The following is a 20,457-nucleotide window of genomic DNA, read 5'->3' as shown; positions in this document are numbered from 1 at the left end:
TTAATAGATTAATAAGTGGTACCTTTGTATTCAGATAGATTCTCTTTAGAAACTACCGGTGACTCCAATTTGATAAACTCTGGTATTTCTTCCCCAGCCAATGCTTTAGCTGCGGCAATGATATTCATCGGTGTAATAACCGGATAAACCGTTGTCGATTCAATTACTCCCTTTTCAATCGCATCAAAAGCCGCTTCCTGACCGTCAATACTGATCACTTGTATTTCATCTTCACGTCCTGCTGCTTTGATTGCTTGTAGTGCACCAAGTGTCATAACATCAGCATGGGTAAAGACAGCATCAATCTTTCCTTTCGGAAATCGCTGCAGCATATCCTCCATGACTTTCAAACCTTGCGCCTGGTCATAGTTGGCAGCCTGACTGGCAATTACTTCGATTCCATCTTCACCTTTAATCGCATCCATAAAGCCTCTATTGCGATCAATCGTTGGCGATGCTGAAGGACTGCCTTGAAGTTCAACAACCTTTCCTTTGCCTCCCAATCTCTGAACGAGGTCTTTACCAGCAGCATTTCCGAGTTCATAGTCATCGGCTTTTATTGTTGTTAACACCGGAGCATTCACAGTTCTATCAACAGATATTACTTTGATTCCTGCCTCCGTTGCTCTCTTTACCGCCGGGGCAAGTGCATCTTTTTCGACCGCGTTGATGATGAGGACATCTATTCCTTTTGAGATAAAATCGTCAACGAGTCTGGTTTGAACGATTGGGTCGTTCTGCCCGTCCCCTACCAGCAGCTCAATATTCGGGAAAAACTTTTTCGCAGCTTCTTCGGTTTTATTTTTTATCGCGACACCGTAAGGAAAAGTCGTAGATGCAACTGCAAACCCAACCTTGCCTTTAATTGAGGCCGGATCCGCTTCCAGCTTCAACGCCTCCTGGCACTCACTTCCGCAATAAGGGCCGTACTCAATTTCTCCTGACGTTTCTGCCCCACCAGCTGTTTCAGTATCCGTTTTGCCTCCTGCCGAGTTGTTTCCGCAAGCCGTCATTAGCAGGACAGCTAGCACCATTAAAAACAGAGTAAACATTTTGATTGAACGCATTCCTTTTCCCTCCTTTAAAAACTTGTCTTTATAATTGTCTTTACCAACCTGCCTGTGCGCTTTCCCCCTTTGCCGATTGCTATTTATTTACCATCATAACCCTGTCCACTGCTGCTTAATGTGCTGTTTCAGGTATGGTGTTGTAAACAGGATTGCGGCGACAATAATCAGACCTTTCGCTACTTGCTGATTGTATGGAGATACACCCAACAGATTTAATAGATTCGCTACCATCGCGAGCAGCAAAGCACCAAGGACCGTCCCGCCGACGCCGCCCCGTCCACCCATCAAGCTCGTTCCGCCAATTACGACGGCAGCGATACTATCAAGCATGATCGTGCTGTCGGCTGTCGGGTGCCCGACGTATAGTCTTGAAGCATTGATAAGGCCAGCCAAAGCAGCGGTCAATCCGCTTATCGAGTAAACCATAATCAAGATTCTTGTGGTCCGTACTCCTGATAATCTCGCTGCATCAAGGCTGCCGCCAACTCCATATACAAATCTGCCAAAAGGCAAGTATTTCAACACAAGCCAGGAGATAACCGCAATTCCGATAAACAAGATGACTGGTCCGGGAACCATGCCAATTCCACCATTACCGAGCATCTCCACAATCGGGCTGTTCACCATGAATGTTTGCGGGCTTCCATTTGATAGAAGTAACGCGGCGCCATTTCCAACAGCCATTGTCGCCAGTGTCATAATAAAGGGCTGGATTCCGAAAAATGTTGAGCCGATTCCATTGATAATTCCGATTAACACACCAATAACCATCACGATTAATAACGCAATTGGAACAGCCATTCCGGCATTAAGCATTAAAGCGAATGCCACTCCCGAGACGGCAAGGATCGCTCCGACTGAAAGGTCAATTCCACCTGTCAGAATTACAAAGGTCATGCCAATTGCGACGATTCCAACGACAGAAGCTTGCCGGGTCACATTGATAATGTTTTGCAGGTTGAAGAATTCGGGTGTTAAAACCGCCGTCAGAACAATGATGCCGACAAAAAGCAGGATCGTAACTTTATAGGTGCGCAGAATGCTTAAAAATACATTGTCCGATCTTGCCGGATTTTCGATTACGTTTCTTTCAAGCGTGATTGACGAAACACTTTCGTTTTTCATTCCTATACTCCTCCCACTGCGTATTTCATTATCTTTTCTTCTGTCGCATCAGCCCGGTCAAGTTCCCCGCTGATTTCTCCATTGTGCATCACAAGAATGCGGTTACAATTTTCGAGAATTTCAGGTAACTCTGAAGAGATTAAGACAATTCCGATGCCTGCCTGACAGAGTTCTCGCATTACACTGTATATTTGCGCTTTGCTGCCGACATCGATTCCGCGGGTCGGCTCATCCAAAAATAAGATAAACGCGCCAGTTTCCAACCATTTTGCCAATACTACTTTTTGTTGGTTGCCGCCTGATAGACTTCCGACCAGAACATCCAAATGAGGAAGCTTAATTTTCAGTTTTTCTACATAGTCCTTCGCAATCGTGCGCTCTTTCCTGCTTTGGATCCAGTTTGTTTTGGAAAATGACAGTTTTGCAATCGAAATATTTTGTAAAGCTGACAGGTTTTTAAATAAGCCCTGCCCTTTTCGGTCCTCAGGCACTAAGCCGATCCCTTGTTTAATCGCACATTTAGGAGAAGTAATCTTTATTTCCTTCCCTTTGATAAAGATTTTTCCCGAGTTGATCGGGTCAGCCCCAAAAATCGCCCGGGCTACTTCTGTTCGACCTGCGCCCCGAAGACCGGCAATCCCCAATATTTCTCCTTTATAAAGAGAGAAATTAATGTCATGTAACACTCCAGTTCTTGAAAGCCCTTCGACCCTGAGCAATTCTTCTTTCTCATCCTTATAAAGTTTTTCAGGTATGACCTGTTGAATCTTCCTGCCGACCATCTTTGAAACTAAATCGTCTGGATTAGTATCACGGATCCAGCCATCATCAATTTGTTCGCCATCTTTTAAAACTAAATAACGATCGGCTAGTACGAAAATTTCTTTTAAACGGTGCGAAATAAAGATGATCGCCACACCCCGCTTTTTCAAAAGACGAATCATATCGAGAAGCTGTTCGACATCGTCCCCGCCCAGTACGGCAGTTGGCTCATCAAGGATCATGATCTTGGCTTTTTGATAAAAGGCTCTGGCGATTTCAAGCATTTGCTGCTCAGCAATACTGAGACTGAATACAGGTTTTTCGACTGGTAAATACAACTTGAGATCATGAAGAAACTTTTCAGCTTCCTTGCGCATTTTACGCCACTCAATCAGCCCTGCTTTTTTCTGGTACTGGTTATAGAATAGATTTTCGGCCACAGACAAATGGGGAAATAAGCTTAATTCCTGGTGGACCGTAATCACTTCTTGATTCACTGCTTCGAGTGGACTATTAAACTTAATGATTTTGTCATTAATCAAAATTTCGCCACTGTCAGCCTGGATGACTCCCGCTAATATTTTGATCAATGTTGATTTTCCAGCCCCATTTTCCCCGACAAGCGTCAGGATCTCACCGGCGTTGATTTTCAAGTTGATATTATTCAGCACTGTCACTCCGGAATAGCTTTTTGAGATTCCACGCATTTCGAGAAGGTGTGGGGCAGAGACTGCTGCTGCTTCACTAGAAATACTCATTCCTGTTAACCTCCCAACCAATTTGTTACCGCTTACATATTTAGCGAGAAAAATTTATCTGTAGGAAAAAGAATAGATTCCTTCTTTAGTACGGATAAGTGAATCATCGATGATTTTATCAACTGTCAGTACCGCCGCTCCGATGATGCCTGCTTTGTCCCCTTGATAGGAAGAACGGATCACTAAATCTCTAGTTGCTAGGGGGAGTGACTTTTGATAGACTGCCTGCCTGATCGATGCCAGTAAGACATCGCCGGTTTCCGTTACGCTTCCTCCGATACAGACGAGCGAAGGATTGAAGAAATTGACAAGACCGGCCAGGACACTGCCGATTTGAAAACCGCATTCGCGGATGAGCTCAACCATTACTGGATCCGCTTCTCTTACAGCAAGCTTCACATCATCCATAGTGATTTTTCCTTTCCTTTGCAAAATCTCATGGAGCAATTTGCTTTTCCCTTCCCTGGCAATGAGTTCCGCTTTTCGAGAAATTGCTCTCCCTCCTGCCAACGCTTCCAAACAGCCCCGGTTTCCGCAGTAGCATAAGAGATCATGGCCGATATTGTTATGCCCGATATTGCCGGCATACTCAGAAGCGCCTCGATAGATCTTTCCATTACAGATAATCCCTGCACCAATTCCATTTCCTACTTTGAGAAAGATGAAGTTATCAATCTCGGAAACTGATTCTACCATATGCTCCCCAAGCACCATCGTGTAAACATTATTATCAACATAGCATGGGCAATCGAAGTATTGATCCCAGAATCGTTGGATTGGAAAGCGATCCCAGCCCGGCATAATGGGCAGTGAGGCCGGTAATCCTGTGCTGTATTCCACCGGTCCAGGTACACCCATGCCAATTCCTTTGATGAGAGAGTGGTCGATCCTGCTTTCATCAAGCAAGAGAAGCACCAAATCTTTGATTTGCTCCAGCACGGCCTTAGGTCCGTGGGCTACGTCGATTAAACTTGATCTTGATACGACAATGCTACAGGTTAAATCGAGTATTCCGACATGAACATCCGTCGACTCGAGGTCTATCGCAATGATATATCCCGCTTCGGCATTGAATGATAGAAGCCTTGGTTTCCGGCCACCGGTTGAATGTCCAACCTCAAAATCCATGACTAGATCACTTCTTATTAACGTTTCAACATGCTCGGTAATTGTCACTAAGCTTAACCCGGTAATCTGGACAAGTTCTGCTTTAGAAAGGGGCTTTTTATTCCGCCGAATAGCCTGTAAAACCTTCATCGTTATTTTAGGAACAGTCAATATTGGAGTCTCCTTTCGGAATCAATCTTACTTTCTAATGGCTGTCTGCTTGCTTTCTAATATAAAATCATAACTTTTTACAGTCAATTATAAAAAGTATAAATATTCAGTAAATAAAGTTTGCAAAATCTTTTTTAAAAGCAACTATAATCTTGTTCATTTTTAATTTAGTGTTGTAACTTTTTATAGTTAATTTGAAAAGTTATAGTCAGAATAAATAAAGTCGTGAATGTATTCTAAAAAGATGATTAGAATTCCTTTCATTTTTCAACTGAAATAGAAAAAAAATAACCACTTGCCATTCGGCTAGTGATTAAAATAAAATTTCTGTTTGCCAATTAAATGCTCGGCAAAAAATAGTTCCTAAAAAAGGAATTTGTGTGGTGCTTGCCTATTTGTTAATTTACTATTTATGTACTTTTTGACATCGTTTCCACCTCTCCGTTTGTAATTATATTAAACCAGGTCGACAGGGTTTCCAATTTTAAGCTTTCCATTGTTATAAAAACCAAAACCCCAGGTCAATAAAATCTGGGGTTCGTTATAAAACCATTCTCTTAAAAGGACTTATTTCTTATTATTGGAGGAGTAGCTGCCCACAACGTAATGACTTCAGTATTACTTTCGTTTGCCCATCCATGCGGGAGGTTGCCAGGAAAATAGATGCTATCTCCCTCGTTCACTTCGAATCTTTCTTCACCTAAATACAAGGTTAATTTCCCTTTTAATACATAACCGACCTCTTCGGCACTGTTGACATAAAGCTTATCACTCTTGCCGCCAGGTTCGATGACGATCATATGCATTTCAATATTTCTCATGTTATTTGTAGGAGTTAGCAAAAAAACTTCTGCTTTTTCGGCTGGACTATTCAGTTTTTTCCTTCGCTTTTTTCTTATGATATATTCATCTTCCGATTCATTTTGGTTCGTATTTTCTTCAAAGAAATGGATCAAAGGGACATTTAATATATCTGCAATTTTCTTTAAAGTATTGATGGATGGATTTGCTATATTTCGTTCAATTTGGCTAATAAAACTGGGTGTGCATTCCGATAATTCTGACAACTGCCGGACTGACATGTTTAAATTTTTTCGAAGTGTTCTGATTTTCGGTCCAATATCCAATGCTTTTTCCTCCCGAGCTTAATCTAAAGGTTAATGGCACATTTTATTTGTTGTTTTTCCTTAAATCGTGCTCCTCCTCTTTACAGGCTCTTTGCCATTGGATAACAGGTGCTAAAAGGACAACCTTCAAGCTGATTCAAGGAATGAAGCATTTCTCAATTTATTATAACATATTCCCTTTTTTTGGATGAATATCCAGTGAATATTTCATTTAATAGTTTCCTATTTTTATCTAAAATGCCAACTCAGCTGTACGATAAATTCTCAAATTAAAATTTCTCATAAAAATGAATTCAATAAGTGCTCAATCAGAAATCACATGTTTTGTTTAGGGGATCTACAATAAAATGGGCATTTCCTGAAACTAATCTTTCGCCTTTCCCGATTAATACGGGTGTGGCAGAAAAAAGGGTTATCGCTTCAGTATCGGAGTTGTTTTCCCAGCCATGAGGAATATTGCCTGGAAAGTAAATGCTATCTCCCTCTTTTAATTCAAACTGATTATCGCCTAAAAGAATCGTGATGGATCCTTTTAAGACATATCCGACTTCTTCAGAATGATTGGTATATAACTTTTCACTCTTGCCCCCTGGACCTACAATCAGTAAATGCATTTCAATAGTTTTACTATCAATGTCAGAGGATGTTAATAGTTGAATATCCGTGTTCTCAATCTCACTCTTGAATCTTTTTCTTTCGTTTCTTCGGACAATGTATTTCTTCCCCGGATCACTAGAACGTGATTCTTCTTCAAACAGGTCCGCTAATGATACTTTCAAGCCGACACTTATTTTTTTCAATGTATTGATAGAAGGATTCGCCATTTCTCTTTCAATCTGGCTTATAAAGCTTGGTGTACACTCAACCAGTTCCGCTAACTGCTTGACTGTCATACCCCGTTCTTCTCTAATAGTGCGTATCTTCTTCCCGAACTCCAAATGAATTCCTCCTCGTATTGCTAGTTGCAGATACTTTGAGAGCAGAAAATGGCACCATCCGGCTGTACCCCATTCATTTGGATGAGGTATATATGAAAGTGTTACCACTGTGAATTCTCTGTTAAAGGTAGATTTCTTGTTGATCTTTAAACGATTCATACATCCTCAAAAAACTTGCACGCGAATGCCGTAATGAGCTTCCCAATCATTCCCCCGGAACTGTTGCCCGGGGGCTCTCTAATAATTCTTTCAAAGCCAGCTCCAACCTCATACCTCTCATTAGGCCAGATGATGATGGCAAGCAACCCAGCGGCCCGGCATCTTCTCCTCAAACTTTGGTTCTTCCTTTTTACAGATTTCTGTAGCGATTGGGCAACGGGTATGAAACCGGCAGCCTTCCGGTGGATTTATCGGATTCGGTACATCTCCCTGGAGGATGCTCCTTTCCCTTTTCCTCTGCTGTAATGGATTTGGAAGCGGAATGGCCGACAGAAGGGCCTTCGTGTATGGGTGGGCAGGCTCATGGTAGATATCCCCTGTTTCGCCGAGCTCGACGATTTTACCGAGGTACATGACCGCAACCCGATTACAGACGTGCCGGATGACGGAAAGGTCATGTGAAATAAAAAGGTAGGTAAGCCCTAGTTCATCTTGCAAATCCTGGAAGAGATTGATGACCTGTGACTGGACGGATACGTCAAGAGCTGAGATCGGTTCATCACAAACGATCAATTTTGGATTCAGAGCGAGTGCCCGGGCGATACCAATCCTTTGCCGCTGCCCTCCTGAAAATTCATGAGGATATCTCATTACATGATGATGCTCGAGCCCCACCTTTTCAAGAAGCCATTTCACTCTGTCGAGCTGCTCGGCCTTTGAACCTTCCCTATGCACCCTTAGCGGCTCCCTAATGATTTCACCGACCTTATGTTTAGGATTTAAAGAAGCGTAAGGGTCCTGAAAGACAATTTGCATCTCTTTGCGAACCTTTCGCAGCTCTGACTCACGATACTTGGTAATGTCTTTATCCTCGTAAATAATTTGTCCGGCTGTCGGTTTCTGTAATCTAAGGATGTTCCTTCCCAAAGTCGACTTTCCGCACCCAGACTCACCGACAATCCCAAGAGTTTCGCCAGCCTTCACCGAAAATGATACGTCGTCAACAGCCTTCACATACCCCGAAGACCGGTTAAAAAAACTACTGCTTACCGGGTAATACTTTTTAATATTTTTCACATCAAGAAGTGGTTTTTCCGGTTGAGTTTCAGCCCGTTCTATCACCCTTGGTCACCTCCACTTCCTGAAGTTTATTATAATGCCAGCAAGCCACCCGCCGACCATCTCCTACTTCTTCGAGCTCAGGCTCTGATTGGCGGCACAGATCAGACACGAAAGGGCAACGGGGGTTAAAACGGCACCCGGTTGGAAGCTGGAGAAGATTGGGAATGACACCTTTAATCGTCTGCAGCCGTTCCCCTTTCTCTTCAAGGGAAGGCATAGCTTCTAGCAAGCCTAATGTATAAGGATGATTAGGGCGCTCGAAGATTTCCCAGACACTCCCTTCTTCGACTACCTTTCCGGCATACATGACCACGACCCTGTCAGCCATGTCGGCCACAACACCCAAATCATGAGTGATGAGCAGGATGGACATACCGAGCTTCTCTTTCAGTCCCTTCATTAATTCCAGCACCTGGGCTTGAATCGTTACGTCCAGTGCCGTTGTAGGTTCATCCGCAATGAGCAGCTTAGGATCGCAAGTCAAAGCCATGGCAATCATGACCCTCTGCCTCATTCCCCCAGAAAGCTGATGGGGATATTCGTGCACTCGTTGTTCCGGGGAAGGAATACCTACTAATCGCAGGAATTCCACCGACTTTTTCATGGCCTCTTTTTTGCTCAATCCTTTGTGGTAACGAAGGGCCTCGGCGATTTGGTCACCGACGGTAAACACAGGATTTAACGAAGTCATCGGCTCCTGAAAGATCATCGCAATATCATTTCCACGCACTTTACGCATTTCCTTCGGACTCTTTTTAAGTAAATCTTCACCTTCTAATAAAATATGACCCTGATCTACTCTGCCCGCCGGTTTGGATAAAAGCCCCATGATCGCAAGCGAGGTTACACTCTTGCCTGAACCAGACTCGCCGACAATACAGACCGTCTCGGACGGTTGTATCTCGAAAGATACACCGTCAACGGCTGGTACAACTCCCTGTTTCCCATGGAAACTGACAGCTAAGTCATGAACCTCCAGAATAGGCGGTTTCATGACCCTTTTTCCTTTGAAAACCGTTCTATTACCGGAATAGCTTCGGCTATCAGCTGGCCAGGGTGAACCGGCCAGTATCGGTGGCCAATAGCCGCAATGTAGGCATCATCGGAAGGACAGTGCAGCTCTTCTGTAGTGTCACCATAAAGGTTCATAACCGACCCGAGCAGATCTCCTTTATTCAAAACATCACCGACATTGCAAGCCGGAACAAACAAACCCCCTTGGCCTGTAAAAAAGAAATCCGCCCCATTGATCACAGTATATTCATTTTGAATAGGTGCCAGGCCCGGCAGCATCTCAAGAGCTTTCATCGCATTTTCAATGGATTCTTTAAAGAGGCGTTCATGATCTTCCGTGACATTTCCACCGCCACATTCGACCGTGACTGCAGGAATGCCGTTCTTTACAAGCTGGGCCGTTCCGGTACCTGTAATATCTGTTTCTGCTTCAGAACGCCAGATGACATCTGCTCCCATACGCTCAGCGAGCCACAACGATTTCTTGCCCGCCTCGGTGTCGTTGTAATCACAGATAACGTAAAATGGCACGTACGCACCATTGCCGCCAGAGTGCAAATCAATCACATAATCGGCTGTCTCTGAAATAGTGGAAATCAATGTATGAGCCAAACGCTGGCTATATGTTCCTTTCGGGTCACCAGGGAATATCCTGTTCAAATTGGCACCGTCAAGCGGCGAAGTCCGGTATCGTGCCTTGAAGGAAGGTAGATTCGTAACCGGGACGCCCACAAAGGTCCCGCGAAGCTTGCTTAGGTCCAATTCCTGAAAGAATCGGATGATCGAGGCAGCTCCCCCATATTCGTCACCGTGGATACAACCCTGGACCCAAATCGTTGGCCCTTCCTCCTTCCCCGCCGCAACCAAAACGGGAAGCTGGAAAGGAGAACCATCCGTATCTGTTCCAGCGTGTAAATAACCTTTTGTTTTTTTTTCCGGAATAACCTCCGCTGTACCAACTGTCTTCATGGAATAGCCTCCCTTAATTTTTATCAATATTAAAATTCTGACTACTTTTTACTTTCTACTGGGATTGCTTCAGCAATCAGCTGCCCTGGTTCAGTCGGCCAATAACGGTGGCCAGTTGCAGCGATGTAGGCATTGTCTAAAGGACAGTGGATTTCCTCAGTGATATCACCATAAAGGTTCATAATCGAGCCGATCAGGTCTCCTTTATTTAAAACATCGCCGACCTTACAAGCCGGAACAAACAATCCGCCTTCTCCAGTAAAAAGGAAATCCGCTTTATTGATTACGGTATATTCCTTTTGTACAGGAGCTTCACCTGGGAGCATGTCGAGCGCTTTCATAGCATTCTTAATGGAGAATTTAAAAAGACGTTCATGTTCCTCCGTCACATTTCCTCCTCCGCACTCGACGGTAACAGTAGGAATGCCACTTTTGACTGTGTGGGCCGTTCCCGTTCCACCTGTCCCTGCTTCCCCTGCAGAACGCCAAATAACATCTGAACCCATACGCTCTGCCAGCCAAAACGACTTCTTTGCCGCTGCTGATTCGTCGTATTTACAGATCATATAGAAAGGCACTTCAGCCCCAATACCGCCGGAATGTAAATCGATCACGTAATCAGCATTCTCTTGGACCGTTGTAAGCAATACGTGGGCTAATCGCTGACTGTACGTACCCTTCGGATCCCCCGGGAAAATACGGTTCAGGTTGGCGCCATCAAGAGGAGAAATTCGGCTCCTTGCTTTAAACGAAGGTGGATTGGTAACCGGAACGCCAACAAAGGTACCCCGTACCTGGCTGAGATCCAATTCCTGAAAGAATCGGATGATCGAGGCCGCTCCGCCATATTCTTCACCATGAATACAGCCTTGGACCCAAATGGTTGGCCCATCTTCCTTCCCGGAAGCCACTAATACCGGTATTTGAAAAGCTGATCCATCTGTATCGCTCCCAACCTGTAAGTATCCTCTAGTTTTTTCACCTTGGATTACTTGTGCTGTTCCAATGGTTTTCAAATCGTTTTCCTCCTCCATGTTTATAAAACGAATATTTAGCTCTTATTTCTGTAAAAAGGAGCCTCCAGGGTAAAACTTTTACTCCTGGAAGGCACTTTTTGTTCAGGCCGTATAAGTTTCAGCAACCAGCTGTCCAGGATGTAAAGGCCAGTAGCGGTGCCCCGTCGCTGCAAGGTAAGCGTTATCCGAAGAACAGCGCAGCTCCTCTGTGACCTCTCCATAAAGGTTGATAATCGAACCGATCAAATCGCCCTTGTTTAAAATGGAACCTACCTTACAAGCGGGAACAAACAATCCGCCCTGGCCCGCAAAAATGAAGTCACCCTCTTTATAAACGGCATATTCCTTTTGAACAGGTGCTTCACCCGGGAGCATGTCGAGTGCCTTAAAGGCATTCTCAATCGATTCTTTATAGAGGCGTTCATGATTCTCTGACACATTTCCTCCTCCAACCTCGATGGTTACAGCAGGAATACCGCTTTTCGTGATGTGATCCGTACCAACACCGCTTGTAGCTGATTCTCCTTCAACCCGCCAAATGACTTCTGCACCCATACGCTCGGCGAGCCACATTGATTTCTTAGAGGCTTCCGTTTCTGCGTATCTGCAAATCATGAAGTAATCGACATGGAGTCCGATACCACCAGAGTGAAGGTCAAGCACATAATCCGCATTTTCTTTGACAGACTCCAATAATGCGTGTGCTAGCCGCTGGCTATAAGTTCCTTTCGGATCCCCAGGGAAAATTCGGTTCAGGTTTGCGCCGTCCACCGGGGAAGTCCGGTAGCGGGCCTTGAAAGAAGGCAGATTTACTACTGGCAATCCGACAAAGTTGCCGCGGAGCTGGCTGGTGTCCAGCTCCTGAAAAAATCGGATGATGGATGCTGTGCCTCCGTATTCATCGCCGTGAATGCCTCCCTGGACCCAAACGGTCGGTCCATCGTTTTCCCCTGCCGCAATCAGTACTGGTACCTGAAATGGAGATCCATCTGTATCGGTTCCTACCTGTAAATAACCTTTCGTTTTCTCACCCCGGATGACTTCGGCTGTTCCAATCGTCTTCAATAAATAGCCTCCTTTTCAAACAGTTTTTCGATAAATTGAAATAGTTTACCCCCACCTAGAATACTCGATTTCCTCAACTTCTTGAGGTGGGGGTCATACTGCCCGCTAATGCGGGATAATTTATTACTTCGTAAACTCGGCTCCAGAAACGTTTACATACTCGTCAAGTCTTGGAGCAAAGTTGTTAAGGCCTTTTCTTACACCGATAATCTGCGGCTCGTAGTAAAGCGGAAGTGTAGGCTTATCCTTATGAAGGATCTCCTGGATTTTCATATAAAGCCCGGCCGCTTGATCGTTATCAATGGTCTGGATGGCTTGATCCATCAACTTGTCAATTTCAGGATTTGCATAGTTGTTTTCAGATGTTTTGGAATAGAAGTAACCATCCCAGTGCTTGCTTGGATTGATCGTAAAGTCTGTTGCACCGATAAACCAGATGTCGTAAGCATCTTCATCCGTTTTCGGTACATAGGAGCTCCACTCCAAGGATTCCAGTTGGATGTTAACTCCTGCCTTCTTAAGCATACCGGCGATCGCTTCACCAATTTGTTTGTCCATGGCGTAGCGGCCGATCGGAGCACCCATCTTGATAGGAGATCCATCGTAACCAGATTCCTTAAGGAGCTTCTTCGCTTCATCCAGGTTAAATTCATAAACTGGCAGATCCTCGTTAAAACCGATTGTTCCCGGAGGAGATACGGAGGAAGCAGGAATCGTTGTACCGCCTAGAACATTATCCACTAAACCTTTTCGGTCCACAGCCAGTGAAAGTGCATCGCGGAATTTTTGATTGGCCATCCATTTGTTTTTAAACTCTAAAACTAAGAAGTCAACGCGAAGTGTTTTTGTAATGGAAACATCCAGCTCCGGATCGTTCTTGATCGTGTTAATTTTGTCTGTCGACATCGTTTCAGCGATCTGGACATCACCACGTTGAAGTGCTGCCAAGCGAACCGCATTTTCAGGCATAATTTTGAATCGGATCGTATCACTAACTCCGGCCTTACCCCAGTAGCCATCATATCGTTCTAATTGCAATTCATTGTTAGGGGTATACTTAACGACCTTATACGGGCCGGTCCCAACAGGCTTTGTATTATATTCTTCACCCAGTTGTTCTACGGCACCCTGTTCTACAATTGGCACCTGGGCAAGAGAACTGATTAATCCCCTTGTTGGTGTTTTCGTTTTAATAATAACGACAGAATCTCCTTCCGTTGTTACTTCTGCAACGTCTCTCAGCCATGTTTTAAGCGGGGTATTGAAATTAGGATCGTTGATCGAGTCAATTGTAAATTTAACAGAATTGGCAGTAAGAGGCGCTCCGTTGTGAAATTTAACGCCCTGGCGAAGGGTAAACTTCCAGGTTAGATCATCGACGTTCTCAAATTTCTCTGCAAGTACGCCCTCAATCTTCACCTTGCCACCTTCAATGGTACGGAAAACGAGAGGTTCAAAAATATGAGAGTTCATGCTGTAGCCGGGTCCTGACCATGTTTTGCGGGGATCAAGGCTGATCGGATCCGAACCAGTAGCAATCGCGAGCTCCTTCTTTTCCGCTTTTTGAGGTTCCTTTCCATCTTCCTTATCCTTCGTTGATGTTGAATTAACGGCAGAACACGCACCTAGTAAAAAAATCATAACCAGCAGCAATGCAGATACTCGGAATCTCTTAAACACATTCACAACCCCCTCATTAATAGTTGATTCAATCTATCCTTTTAATGCATGAAACCCCTTATCAAAATGCTGATACTAAAAATCCGAGGTAAAATACGCGATCTTATCCCCTGTCGTCAAAGCCTGGTTCCCCGCCATCGGGTACGCAATAATCATCCCGGTAACGGGAGCCCTTACTTCTTCCACCACTTCACCCCATGGGTTACGGATGGTCGCAATTACTTCATCCTTTTCAACATGGTCTGTTACTTTCTTACTGAAGTAGATGAAGCCGCCTGTTTTCGCAAAAAGAGCAGTGTAACGTAAACCCCGTTTAAACGGTGGGGTTCCCAGCAACTCTTGTGGCTGGCCATCGATCATACCTAGGTATTTCATGACATTCAGAGTTCCTATTACTCCAGCGTCAGAACTCAACTGATCAAACCGGCGGGAGAAGACGAGCTCCGGTGTGATCACTGGTTTCCCAACGGAGGATAAGTATCCGCTAAAGGTTCCCTGAGTTTTGTCAGAAGGGGCAACCGTTATGGCACCGAATGCCTGCGCCATTCCCATTGACTTTCCCTGTACTTCTGCGCTTCCTTCAGCGTCCACAATCGTAAAGACACAGGAAGGCGGATTACAAGAATGATAATCAACAACATAATCAGCGTGCTTTACAATTTTTTCGACCAAAGTATGGGCAATCCGATGACTAAGAGTTCCGTTCGCACTACCCGGAAAAACCCGATTCAGATCCGCAGAATCCTGCGGGGTGAAGCGGTTGGATACTGCAAGGGCAAATGGGTTGACGATAGGTACTGCCACTACGCGCCCACGGACCTTTTTAAAATCAATTTCTTCCCGGATCAAACGTCTTATTACATCGTAGCCACCAATTTCAACACCATGGATCAGGGCAGTTAAGAGTAAAGTCGGTCCTGGTTCGCTTCCTTCCCCAACAAGAACGGGAATGGAGAATTCGGTACAATCAGGAAGGCTTCCAATTGGAAGTCGTGCGGCATGGACCTCGCCGGTCTTGTGCTCTAATTCTTCTAAACTATGAATGGTTGTGATTTCTGACAATCTCTTATTCAACTCCTCTGTCAAAAAGATTAATAGAAGCTTGAGGTATAATTAGCGCGGATCAAGCGCATCACGCAGGCCATCCCCAAAAAGGTTGGCACTCATCGCTACAACCATCAGCATCATTCCTGGAAAAACAGCAATCCACCATGCATCAGACATATACTCTCTTCCATCGGCCAGCATTCCCCCCCACGTTGGCTGGCTGGCGGGAACGCCAAGACCGAGAAAGCTAAGGGAGGATTCGGCAATAATTAAGGTAGCCACTTGAAAACTGGCGACGACAATAAAGGGAGATATGATGTTCGGAAGAATGTGACGGAACAGGATCGTGAATCTGGACGCCCCTATTGCCCTTGTCGCCTCTATGAATTCTAAATGCTTGATGGATAGAACCGAGCTTCTTACGACTTTGGCATAAGAAATCCAGCTTGTGACAGAAAGGACGAGCACGACATTCATCACACTTGGCCCGAGAATCGTGACCATCGTAAGAGCCAGCAATAAGAAAGGAAAGGCCAATTGCATATCGACGATCCGCATTAACACGCTGTCGATCCATCCGCCGGAATATCCGGAAACAAGACCAACAATAAGACCAATCGTTCCGCCAATGATGACGGCACCTGCAGCAACCATAATCGAAACCCGGGAGCCGACGATAACCCTGCTTAATACGTCGCGGCCTAACTGGTCAGTACCGAGCCAGTGCTTTACCCCTTCTTCATCTGTCCAACCAGGAGGCTGCAGCCTCTCTACAATGTTCTGCTCCTCTGGATTCATTGGAACAATCAACGGCGCTATGACGGCGATGATGATGACAATCAATAGAAGAAAGAGTCCAACAGCCGCAATTTTTCTTTGGCTAACCCGCTGAAGGGTAGAGTACATATTTTCATCCTCCTTAGGAATCCACAACGATTCGGCGATCGATAACGGCATATAAAATATCAACAATAAGGTTGATGATGACAAAGACCAATGCAGATATAATTACTAGCGATTGAATCATCGGATAGTCACGGAATTGAATTGACTGAACGGTAAGGAATCCAAGTCCCGGCCAGGAAAAAATGTATTCCGTAATGATGGCCCCGCCTAGCAGCTGACCCGTCTGGAGCCCGATCATCGTGATCGTCGGAATCAATGCATTTTTAAATACGTGCTTGAAAAGAACAATTCTCTCTGGCAAGCCTTTGGCGCGCGCTGTCCTGACATAATCGTTGTGCATGACATCAAGCATACTCGACCTCATCAACCGCGCGATCAAAGCCAGCTGATAAACCGCTAAAGTAAAGGCTGGCAAAACCAGATGGCTCCAGCTGCCAAAGCCGGATGTCGGAAGAAGATCCCATCGTACCGCCACCAGCAAAATCAGCATCATCCCCAGCCAATAGCTCGGAACCGATTGGCCAAGCATCGCCAAAATACTTACCGCGTAATCGGATAAACTATTCTTCTTTACCGCTGCTAACATTCCAAGTGGAATCGCAATGACAATGGCAATCACCATCGCCCAGAATACCAGGATGGCCGTTGCCGGCAAGTGATCAACAATCAGCTGCATGGATGGCAATCCACGGTTTAAACTGTCTCCAAAATCCAATACAAGCATTTGTTTAAAATAAACGATGTACTGTGTCCAAAGAGGAAGATTCAACCCCATGGATTCTCTCATTTGATTAACTTCCTCTTCAGTGGCATTTTCAGGTAACATGAGGGTCGCAGGATCGCCTGGAATAACTCTAAGGATGAAGAAAGCAATTCCCGATGCACCCACAAGTACAATCATCGCCTGGAAAAAACGGTTTAAAAGAAATCTTCCCATCATTTCACCTCCCCTAAATTTCCATGACGAGCTGGTATCTGCATCAATTAAATCAACATTTTATATGTACCGCGATCACCTCCTCATAATTGATGGTTACAGTAAATGTCACTCACTCTGCTTTACCTTTTTCCGTTTTAAACGAAATCTTCATAAATTAAATTAGAGTTAACTTATATTGGATTAATGAAACCAAAATTCTTTAATTATATTTAATCCTGCCAGATTCTACGCTAGTCCAGTTCATTAACTATATTTTAATTTCTGGCTATTATGTATAAAAATAAGTCATTAATTGACTTTTTTTCAGCCTTTTTGAGCTCTTCAGTTAAATATGATTTAATTAATGAATATTTAGAATATTAATAATTATTAATTATAATAACTTATCCTAAGGTGGTAATCAATACTTTTGTTAAGTATAATTTCACTTTTTTTATACAATTAAGTTATGTTCAAATTTGTTATCTATTTAAAGTTTGTCAGGTATAGTAAAAACAAATAACAACATAGATAAAAAAAGACCAGACATGCGAGAAGGATGTCTGGTCAAACAATAAACGGTTCCCTCTAAGGGCTCATCGATTTAAGAGAGATAATCCACCTGAGCCATTCACTCAAGGGTAAATTATTTTTTTTCATTGTATTTTTAGTTGTATGACAGAATTGCAACGACCAGGCTCGCAAAAGTAATAAACAAAAAAAGTTCAAGGCGATTGCTTTGAACTTTTTTAATAATGCTATTTCTTTCGATTGGCCATGTGAATAAAGCCCGAAATAATTTAAGGTTGTTGAGCAGGATTTTATCTATTTTTCTTCCTATCAATAATCGGAACCCTGCCAACTCCCCAGTTCTCTTCGGGCACTTCATGCAGTAACACTCTAATTGTTTCTGGAGGATTTCCTAATGTCCTGCTGACTGCTTCCGTTACATCAGAAATCAATTGTCGTTTCAATTCTGCAGATCTGCCCTCTAGTAGTTAAACTTGAATAATTGGCATCATGGTCCCTCCTATATTACAGACTTACCTTCAAACTCAATGTAGTCAGTTCATCAAATTCTAATGTAATCAAATCTCCACTTTTCACATGAATCGCTTCCGTGATTCCTCCAGTAAGGACGATCATTCCAGGTTCGATACAACGTCCAGTAAGGTGCAACATGTGAACCAGTTCTACCACTGACCGTACAGGATTTCCCATTACAGCCGATCCTTCACCTGTTTGAACAATCTTGCCGTTTGACTTCATTACGACCCGTATTTTTTCCCATTGATATTGATGAGGAGTATACGTTTGCTTCGAAACCAAAAACACTAGGCACTTCCTTAAGTTTTCAAAAACTGCCCTACCCATAATCCGCCAGTGTACCGTGCCCCACACTTTGTTGGCAGAGTGTGATTTGTTCCAATAACCTTATCTCCGAAGATAACATTTATTTCCTTTCCCAGAAACAAGGCACCATATTTAGATATGTATTTACAATAACAAACCTAGGAATCTATTTTTTGGTAACCACTGCCATCGTGCATTTTGATATACAAACCAGCTCTCCCTCTTCATCCGTAATGTTTATTTCCCAAATCACACTACATTCATCTTTATGAATTGGAGTGGCAATAGCCTTTACAGTTCCCTCTTTCTTTCTACGAAGATGGTTGGCATTAATCCCTAAACCCACTCCATATTGTATTTCCATATCAATACATTCCCATGTGCCAAGGCTGGCTACCGTTTCTGCAAGAATGACCGATGCCCCTCCATGAAGAATTCCAAAAGGTTGACGTGTAGGGCCATGAACAGGCATGGTAGCAACTACTTTGTCGGGAGATTTCTCAAGTATCTCTATGCCAAGGGTAGTTAATATTTTCACACTATTGTCCATTTCAGTCATCCTCTCTTAAAATCATCATAATCCTGATAAGCCCATTATAACCGCTAAATCGCTATTCCGATTGAAAATTCTGAATGTTTTTTCTTTAGAATTGTGAATTATTTAGACAATAGCGTTCTCAGCTGCTTAATGCTAAATGCTGGTAGGCTATATTCATATTTTGCTTTAATTCATCCGGATGATCGTGATATACCACTTTACCTTTATTTAAAATGTATACATCATCAGCAATACTTAGGGCAGTTGCAATGTTTTGCTCTACGAATAACATCGACATACCTGCTTGTTTCAATTTTAAAAGAACATCCATAACTTCTCCTACCATTAGTGGAGAAAGGCCTTCAGTCGGTTCGTCAAGGAGAAGGATCTTGGGATTTCTCATTAATGCCCTGCCAATTGAGAGCATGGATTGTTCCCCGCCACTCAAATTTCCAGCTTGGTTTTTTTCCCTTTCCTTTAATCGGGGAAATAGGTCGAAGATTCCTTCCAATGTCCAATCACCGTTAGAACGGTCCGCAAAAACAGTTAAATTTTCCGTAACCGTCAAGTTTGGGAAAATCCTTCTTCCTTGAGGTACAATTCCAATACCTTTATTTGCAATTTGATGGCTTTTAAGCTGGACAATATTTTCGCCATCCAAATATATTTCACCCTGCTTTTTCTTTACGAATCCAATTATGGAATGGATCGTCGTCGTTTTCCCCATTCCGTTCCTGCCAAGCAAGGTTACGACCTGCCCTTTCTGAACCTCAAGATTGACTCCATGAAGAACATGGCTTGATCCATAAAAACAGTGAAGTCCTTTCAAACTAAGCATGGACAATATCCCCCTTTCCCATATAGATTTCCTTAACCTCCGGATTTTCACGGACATCTTCAGGCAGTCCATCGGCAATCAGCCTTCCTGCGTGCAGGACTATGACACGATCTGTGTTTCCGAATAAAACCTCGATATCATGCTCTATCATGATAACAGTCACTTTTGAAGATAATTTATTTATTAACCCGATGATCTGATCTGTTTCTAATTGGGACATTCCCGCTGTAGGTTCATCCAGCAGAAGCAGCTTTGGTTTTCCTGCTATTGCCATAATAATTTCGATTTGCCTTTGAACACCATATGAGAGGTTTTTGACCTTTAGGTGACCATACTCATGCAGACCCCATTCTTTAAGAATTTTTACTCCCTCTTCAAATAATGCTGAGTAATTTTTCGTGTTGGCCCGTTTCCACCATTGGGTGTGCTTTTTACTCATTTTCTGCAAGACAAGCTGCAAATTTTCATGCACTGTTAAACCCATCATCAAATTATTTTTTTGGAAGGTACGCACTATTCCTTTTTCTGTCCGTTTATAATTTGGAACACTATTGATCATTTCGCTATAATAGGTAATCAATCCTCCTGAAGGGGTCAGGTCTCCAGCTATCATATTAAACAAAGTTGTTTTGCCTGCTCCGTTTGGCCCAATAAGCCCTACCCTTTCTCCGACAGTGACTTCTAAGGTAATATCTTCGATAACTTTTAAGCCGCCAAACCTCTTTGAAAGGCCTTTAAGTGATAGAATTTTTTCACTCTCCATTTGCATTCAC

Annotated in this window: 19 protein-coding genes and 2 pseudogenes; all 21 read right to left on the bottom strand. The window is 43.6% G+C overall.

All coding sequences use genetic code 11. The features are described from left to right. Positions 1-8: 8 nt before the first annotated feature. The 21 genes and pseudogenes from CVD23_RS19355 to CVD23_RS19255 all read right to left on the bottom strand — a co-directional run bounded on the left by CVD23_RS19355 (position 9) and on the right by CVD23_RS19255 (position 20,453). Entirely contained in the window at positions 9-1,067 is a 1,059-nt protein-coding gene (locus tag CVD23_RS19355) for a substrate-binding domain-containing protein (protein ID WP_101666904.1), read from the bottom strand. A gap of 93 nt (positions 1,068-1,160) precedes the next feature. Beyond that, positions 1,161-2,195, bottom strand: coding sequence for an ABC transporter permease (locus CVD23_RS19350; protein ID WP_101666903.1), 1,035 nt, complete (start codon positions 2,193-2,195; stop codon positions 1,161-1,163). Positions 2,196-2,197: 2 nt separating this feature from the next. Continuing rightward, positions 2,198-3,715 (bottom strand): sugar ABC transporter ATP-binding protein, encoded by a 1,518-nt coding sequence (locus tag CVD23_RS19345; RefSeq protein WP_101666902.1) that lies wholly within the window; start codon positions 3,713-3,715, stop codon positions 2,198-2,200. Positions 3,716-3,769: 54 nt separating this feature from the next. Continuing rightward, positions 3,770-4,993 (bottom strand): ROK family protein, encoded by a 1,224-nt coding sequence (locus CVD23_RS19340; protein WP_101666901.1) that lies wholly within the window; start codon positions 4,991-4,993, stop codon positions 3,770-3,772. Between the two features lie 557 nt (positions 4,994-5,550). Then, positions 5,551-6,120: a helix-turn-helix domain-containing protein gene (locus CVD23_RS19335; protein ID WP_101577644.1), complete on the bottom strand. Its 570-nt coding sequence runs from the start codon at positions 6,118-6,120 to the stop codon at positions 5,551-5,553. Between the two features lie 308 nt (positions 6,121-6,428). Next, positions 6,429-7,058 carry a helix-turn-helix domain-containing protein gene (locus CVD23_RS19330; RefSeq protein ID WP_101577643.1) on the bottom strand — a complete coding sequence of 210 codons (630 nt, stop codon included), beginning with the start codon at positions 7,056-7,058 and terminating at the stop codon, positions 6,429-6,431. A gap of 279 nt (positions 7,059-7,337) precedes the next feature. Further along, entirely contained in the window at positions 7,338-8,339 is a 1,002-nt protein-coding gene (locus CVD23_RS19325) for an ABC transporter ATP-binding protein (protein ID WP_308314952.1), read from the bottom strand. Continuing rightward, a complete protein-coding gene (locus CVD23_RS19320; RefSeq protein ID WP_101577641.1) occupies positions 8,323-9,333 on the bottom strand; it encodes an ABC transporter ATP-binding protein in 1,011 nt (336 codons plus the stop codon). The genes CVD23_RS19325 and CVD23_RS19320 overlap by 17 nt, the downstream gene beginning before the upstream one ends. Further along, positions 9,330-10,322: a succinylglutamate desuccinylase/aspartoacylase family protein gene (locus CVD23_RS19315; RefSeq protein ID WP_101577640.1), complete on the bottom strand. Its 993-nt coding sequence runs from the start codon at positions 10,320-10,322 to the stop codon at positions 9,330-9,332. The genes CVD23_RS19320 and CVD23_RS19315 overlap by 4 nt, the downstream gene beginning before the upstream one ends. A gap of 41 nt (positions 10,323-10,363) precedes the next feature. Continuing rightward, positions 10,364-11,338, bottom strand: coding sequence for a succinylglutamate desuccinylase/aspartoacylase family protein (locus CVD23_RS19310; RefSeq protein WP_180955734.1), 975 nt, complete (start codon positions 11,336-11,338; stop codon positions 10,364-10,366). Between the two features lie 102 nt (positions 11,339-11,440). Beyond that, entirely contained in the window at positions 11,441-12,403 is a 963-nt protein-coding gene (locus tag CVD23_RS19305) for a succinylglutamate desuccinylase/aspartoacylase family protein (RefSeq protein WP_101666899.1), read from the bottom strand. 123 nt (positions 12,404-12,526) lie between these two features. Continuing rightward, a complete protein-coding gene (locus CVD23_RS19300) occupies positions 12,527-14,083 on the bottom strand; it encodes an ABC transporter substrate-binding protein (RefSeq protein ID WP_101577637.1) in 1,557 nt (518 codons plus the stop codon). Between the two features lie 75 nt (positions 14,084-14,158). Beyond that, the gene (locus CVD23_RS19295) at positions 14,159-15,145 is read right to left on the bottom strand and encodes a succinylglutamate desuccinylase/aspartoacylase family protein (protein ID WP_180955733.1); all 987 of its coding nucleotides are present in this window, start codon (positions 15,143-15,145) and stop codon (positions 14,159-14,161) included. 51 nt (positions 15,146-15,196) lie between these two features. Beyond that, positions 15,197-16,036, bottom strand: coding sequence for an ABC transporter permease (locus tag CVD23_RS19290; protein WP_101577635.1), 840 nt, complete (start codon positions 16,034-16,036; stop codon positions 15,197-15,199). A 13-nt stretch (positions 16,037-16,049) separates the two neighbouring features. Continuing rightward, complete coding sequence (locus tag CVD23_RS19285; protein ID WP_180955732.1) at positions 16,050-16,973, bottom strand: ABC transporter permease; 924 nt, start codon at positions 16,971-16,973, stop codon at positions 16,050-16,052. Positions 16,974-17,776: 803 nt separating this feature from the next. After that, a pseudogene (locus tag CVD23_RS19280) lies at positions 17,777-17,941 on the bottom strand (tautomerase family protein); the annotation flags it as partial. A gap of 49 nt (positions 17,942-17,990) precedes the next feature. Beyond that, positions 17,991-18,290 (bottom strand): fumarylacetoacetate hydrolase family protein, encoded by a 300-nt coding sequence (locus CVD23_RS19275; protein ID WP_101666897.1) that lies wholly within the window; start codon positions 18,288-18,290, stop codon positions 17,991-17,993. Between the two features lie 14 nt (positions 18,291-18,304). Then, positions 18,305-18,448: pseudogene (locus CVD23_RS19270) on the bottom strand (histidinol dehydrogenase); the annotation flags it as partial. Between the two features lie 26 nt (positions 18,449-18,474). After that, on the bottom strand, positions 18,475-18,858 hold the full coding sequence (locus CVD23_RS19265) for a PaaI family thioesterase (protein ID WP_101666895.1): 384 nt from the start codon (positions 18,856-18,858) through the stop codon (positions 18,475-18,477). Between the two features lie 127 nt (positions 18,859-18,985). Beyond that, on the bottom strand, positions 18,986-19,684 hold the full coding sequence (locus CVD23_RS19260) for an ABC transporter ATP-binding protein (protein ID WP_101666894.1): 699 nt from the start codon (positions 19,682-19,684) through the stop codon (positions 18,986-18,988). Continuing rightward, the gene (locus CVD23_RS19255; protein ID WP_308314951.1) at positions 19,677-20,453 is read right to left on the bottom strand and encodes an ABC transporter ATP-binding protein; all 777 of its coding nucleotides are present in this window, start codon (positions 20,451-20,453) and stop codon (positions 19,677-19,679) included. Before CVD23_RS19255 ends, CVD23_RS19260 begins: the two co-directional genes overlap by 8 nt. Positions 20,454-20,457 lie beyond the last annotated feature (4 nt).

Source organism: Bacillus sp. V33-4 (genome assembly GCF_002860225.1).
GTDB classification, from domain to species: Bacteria; Bacillota; Bacilli; order Bacillales; family Cytobacillaceae; genus Bacillus_BJ; species Bacillus_BJ canaveralius.
This window is presented reverse-complemented; position numbering and strand designations above follow the sequence as displayed.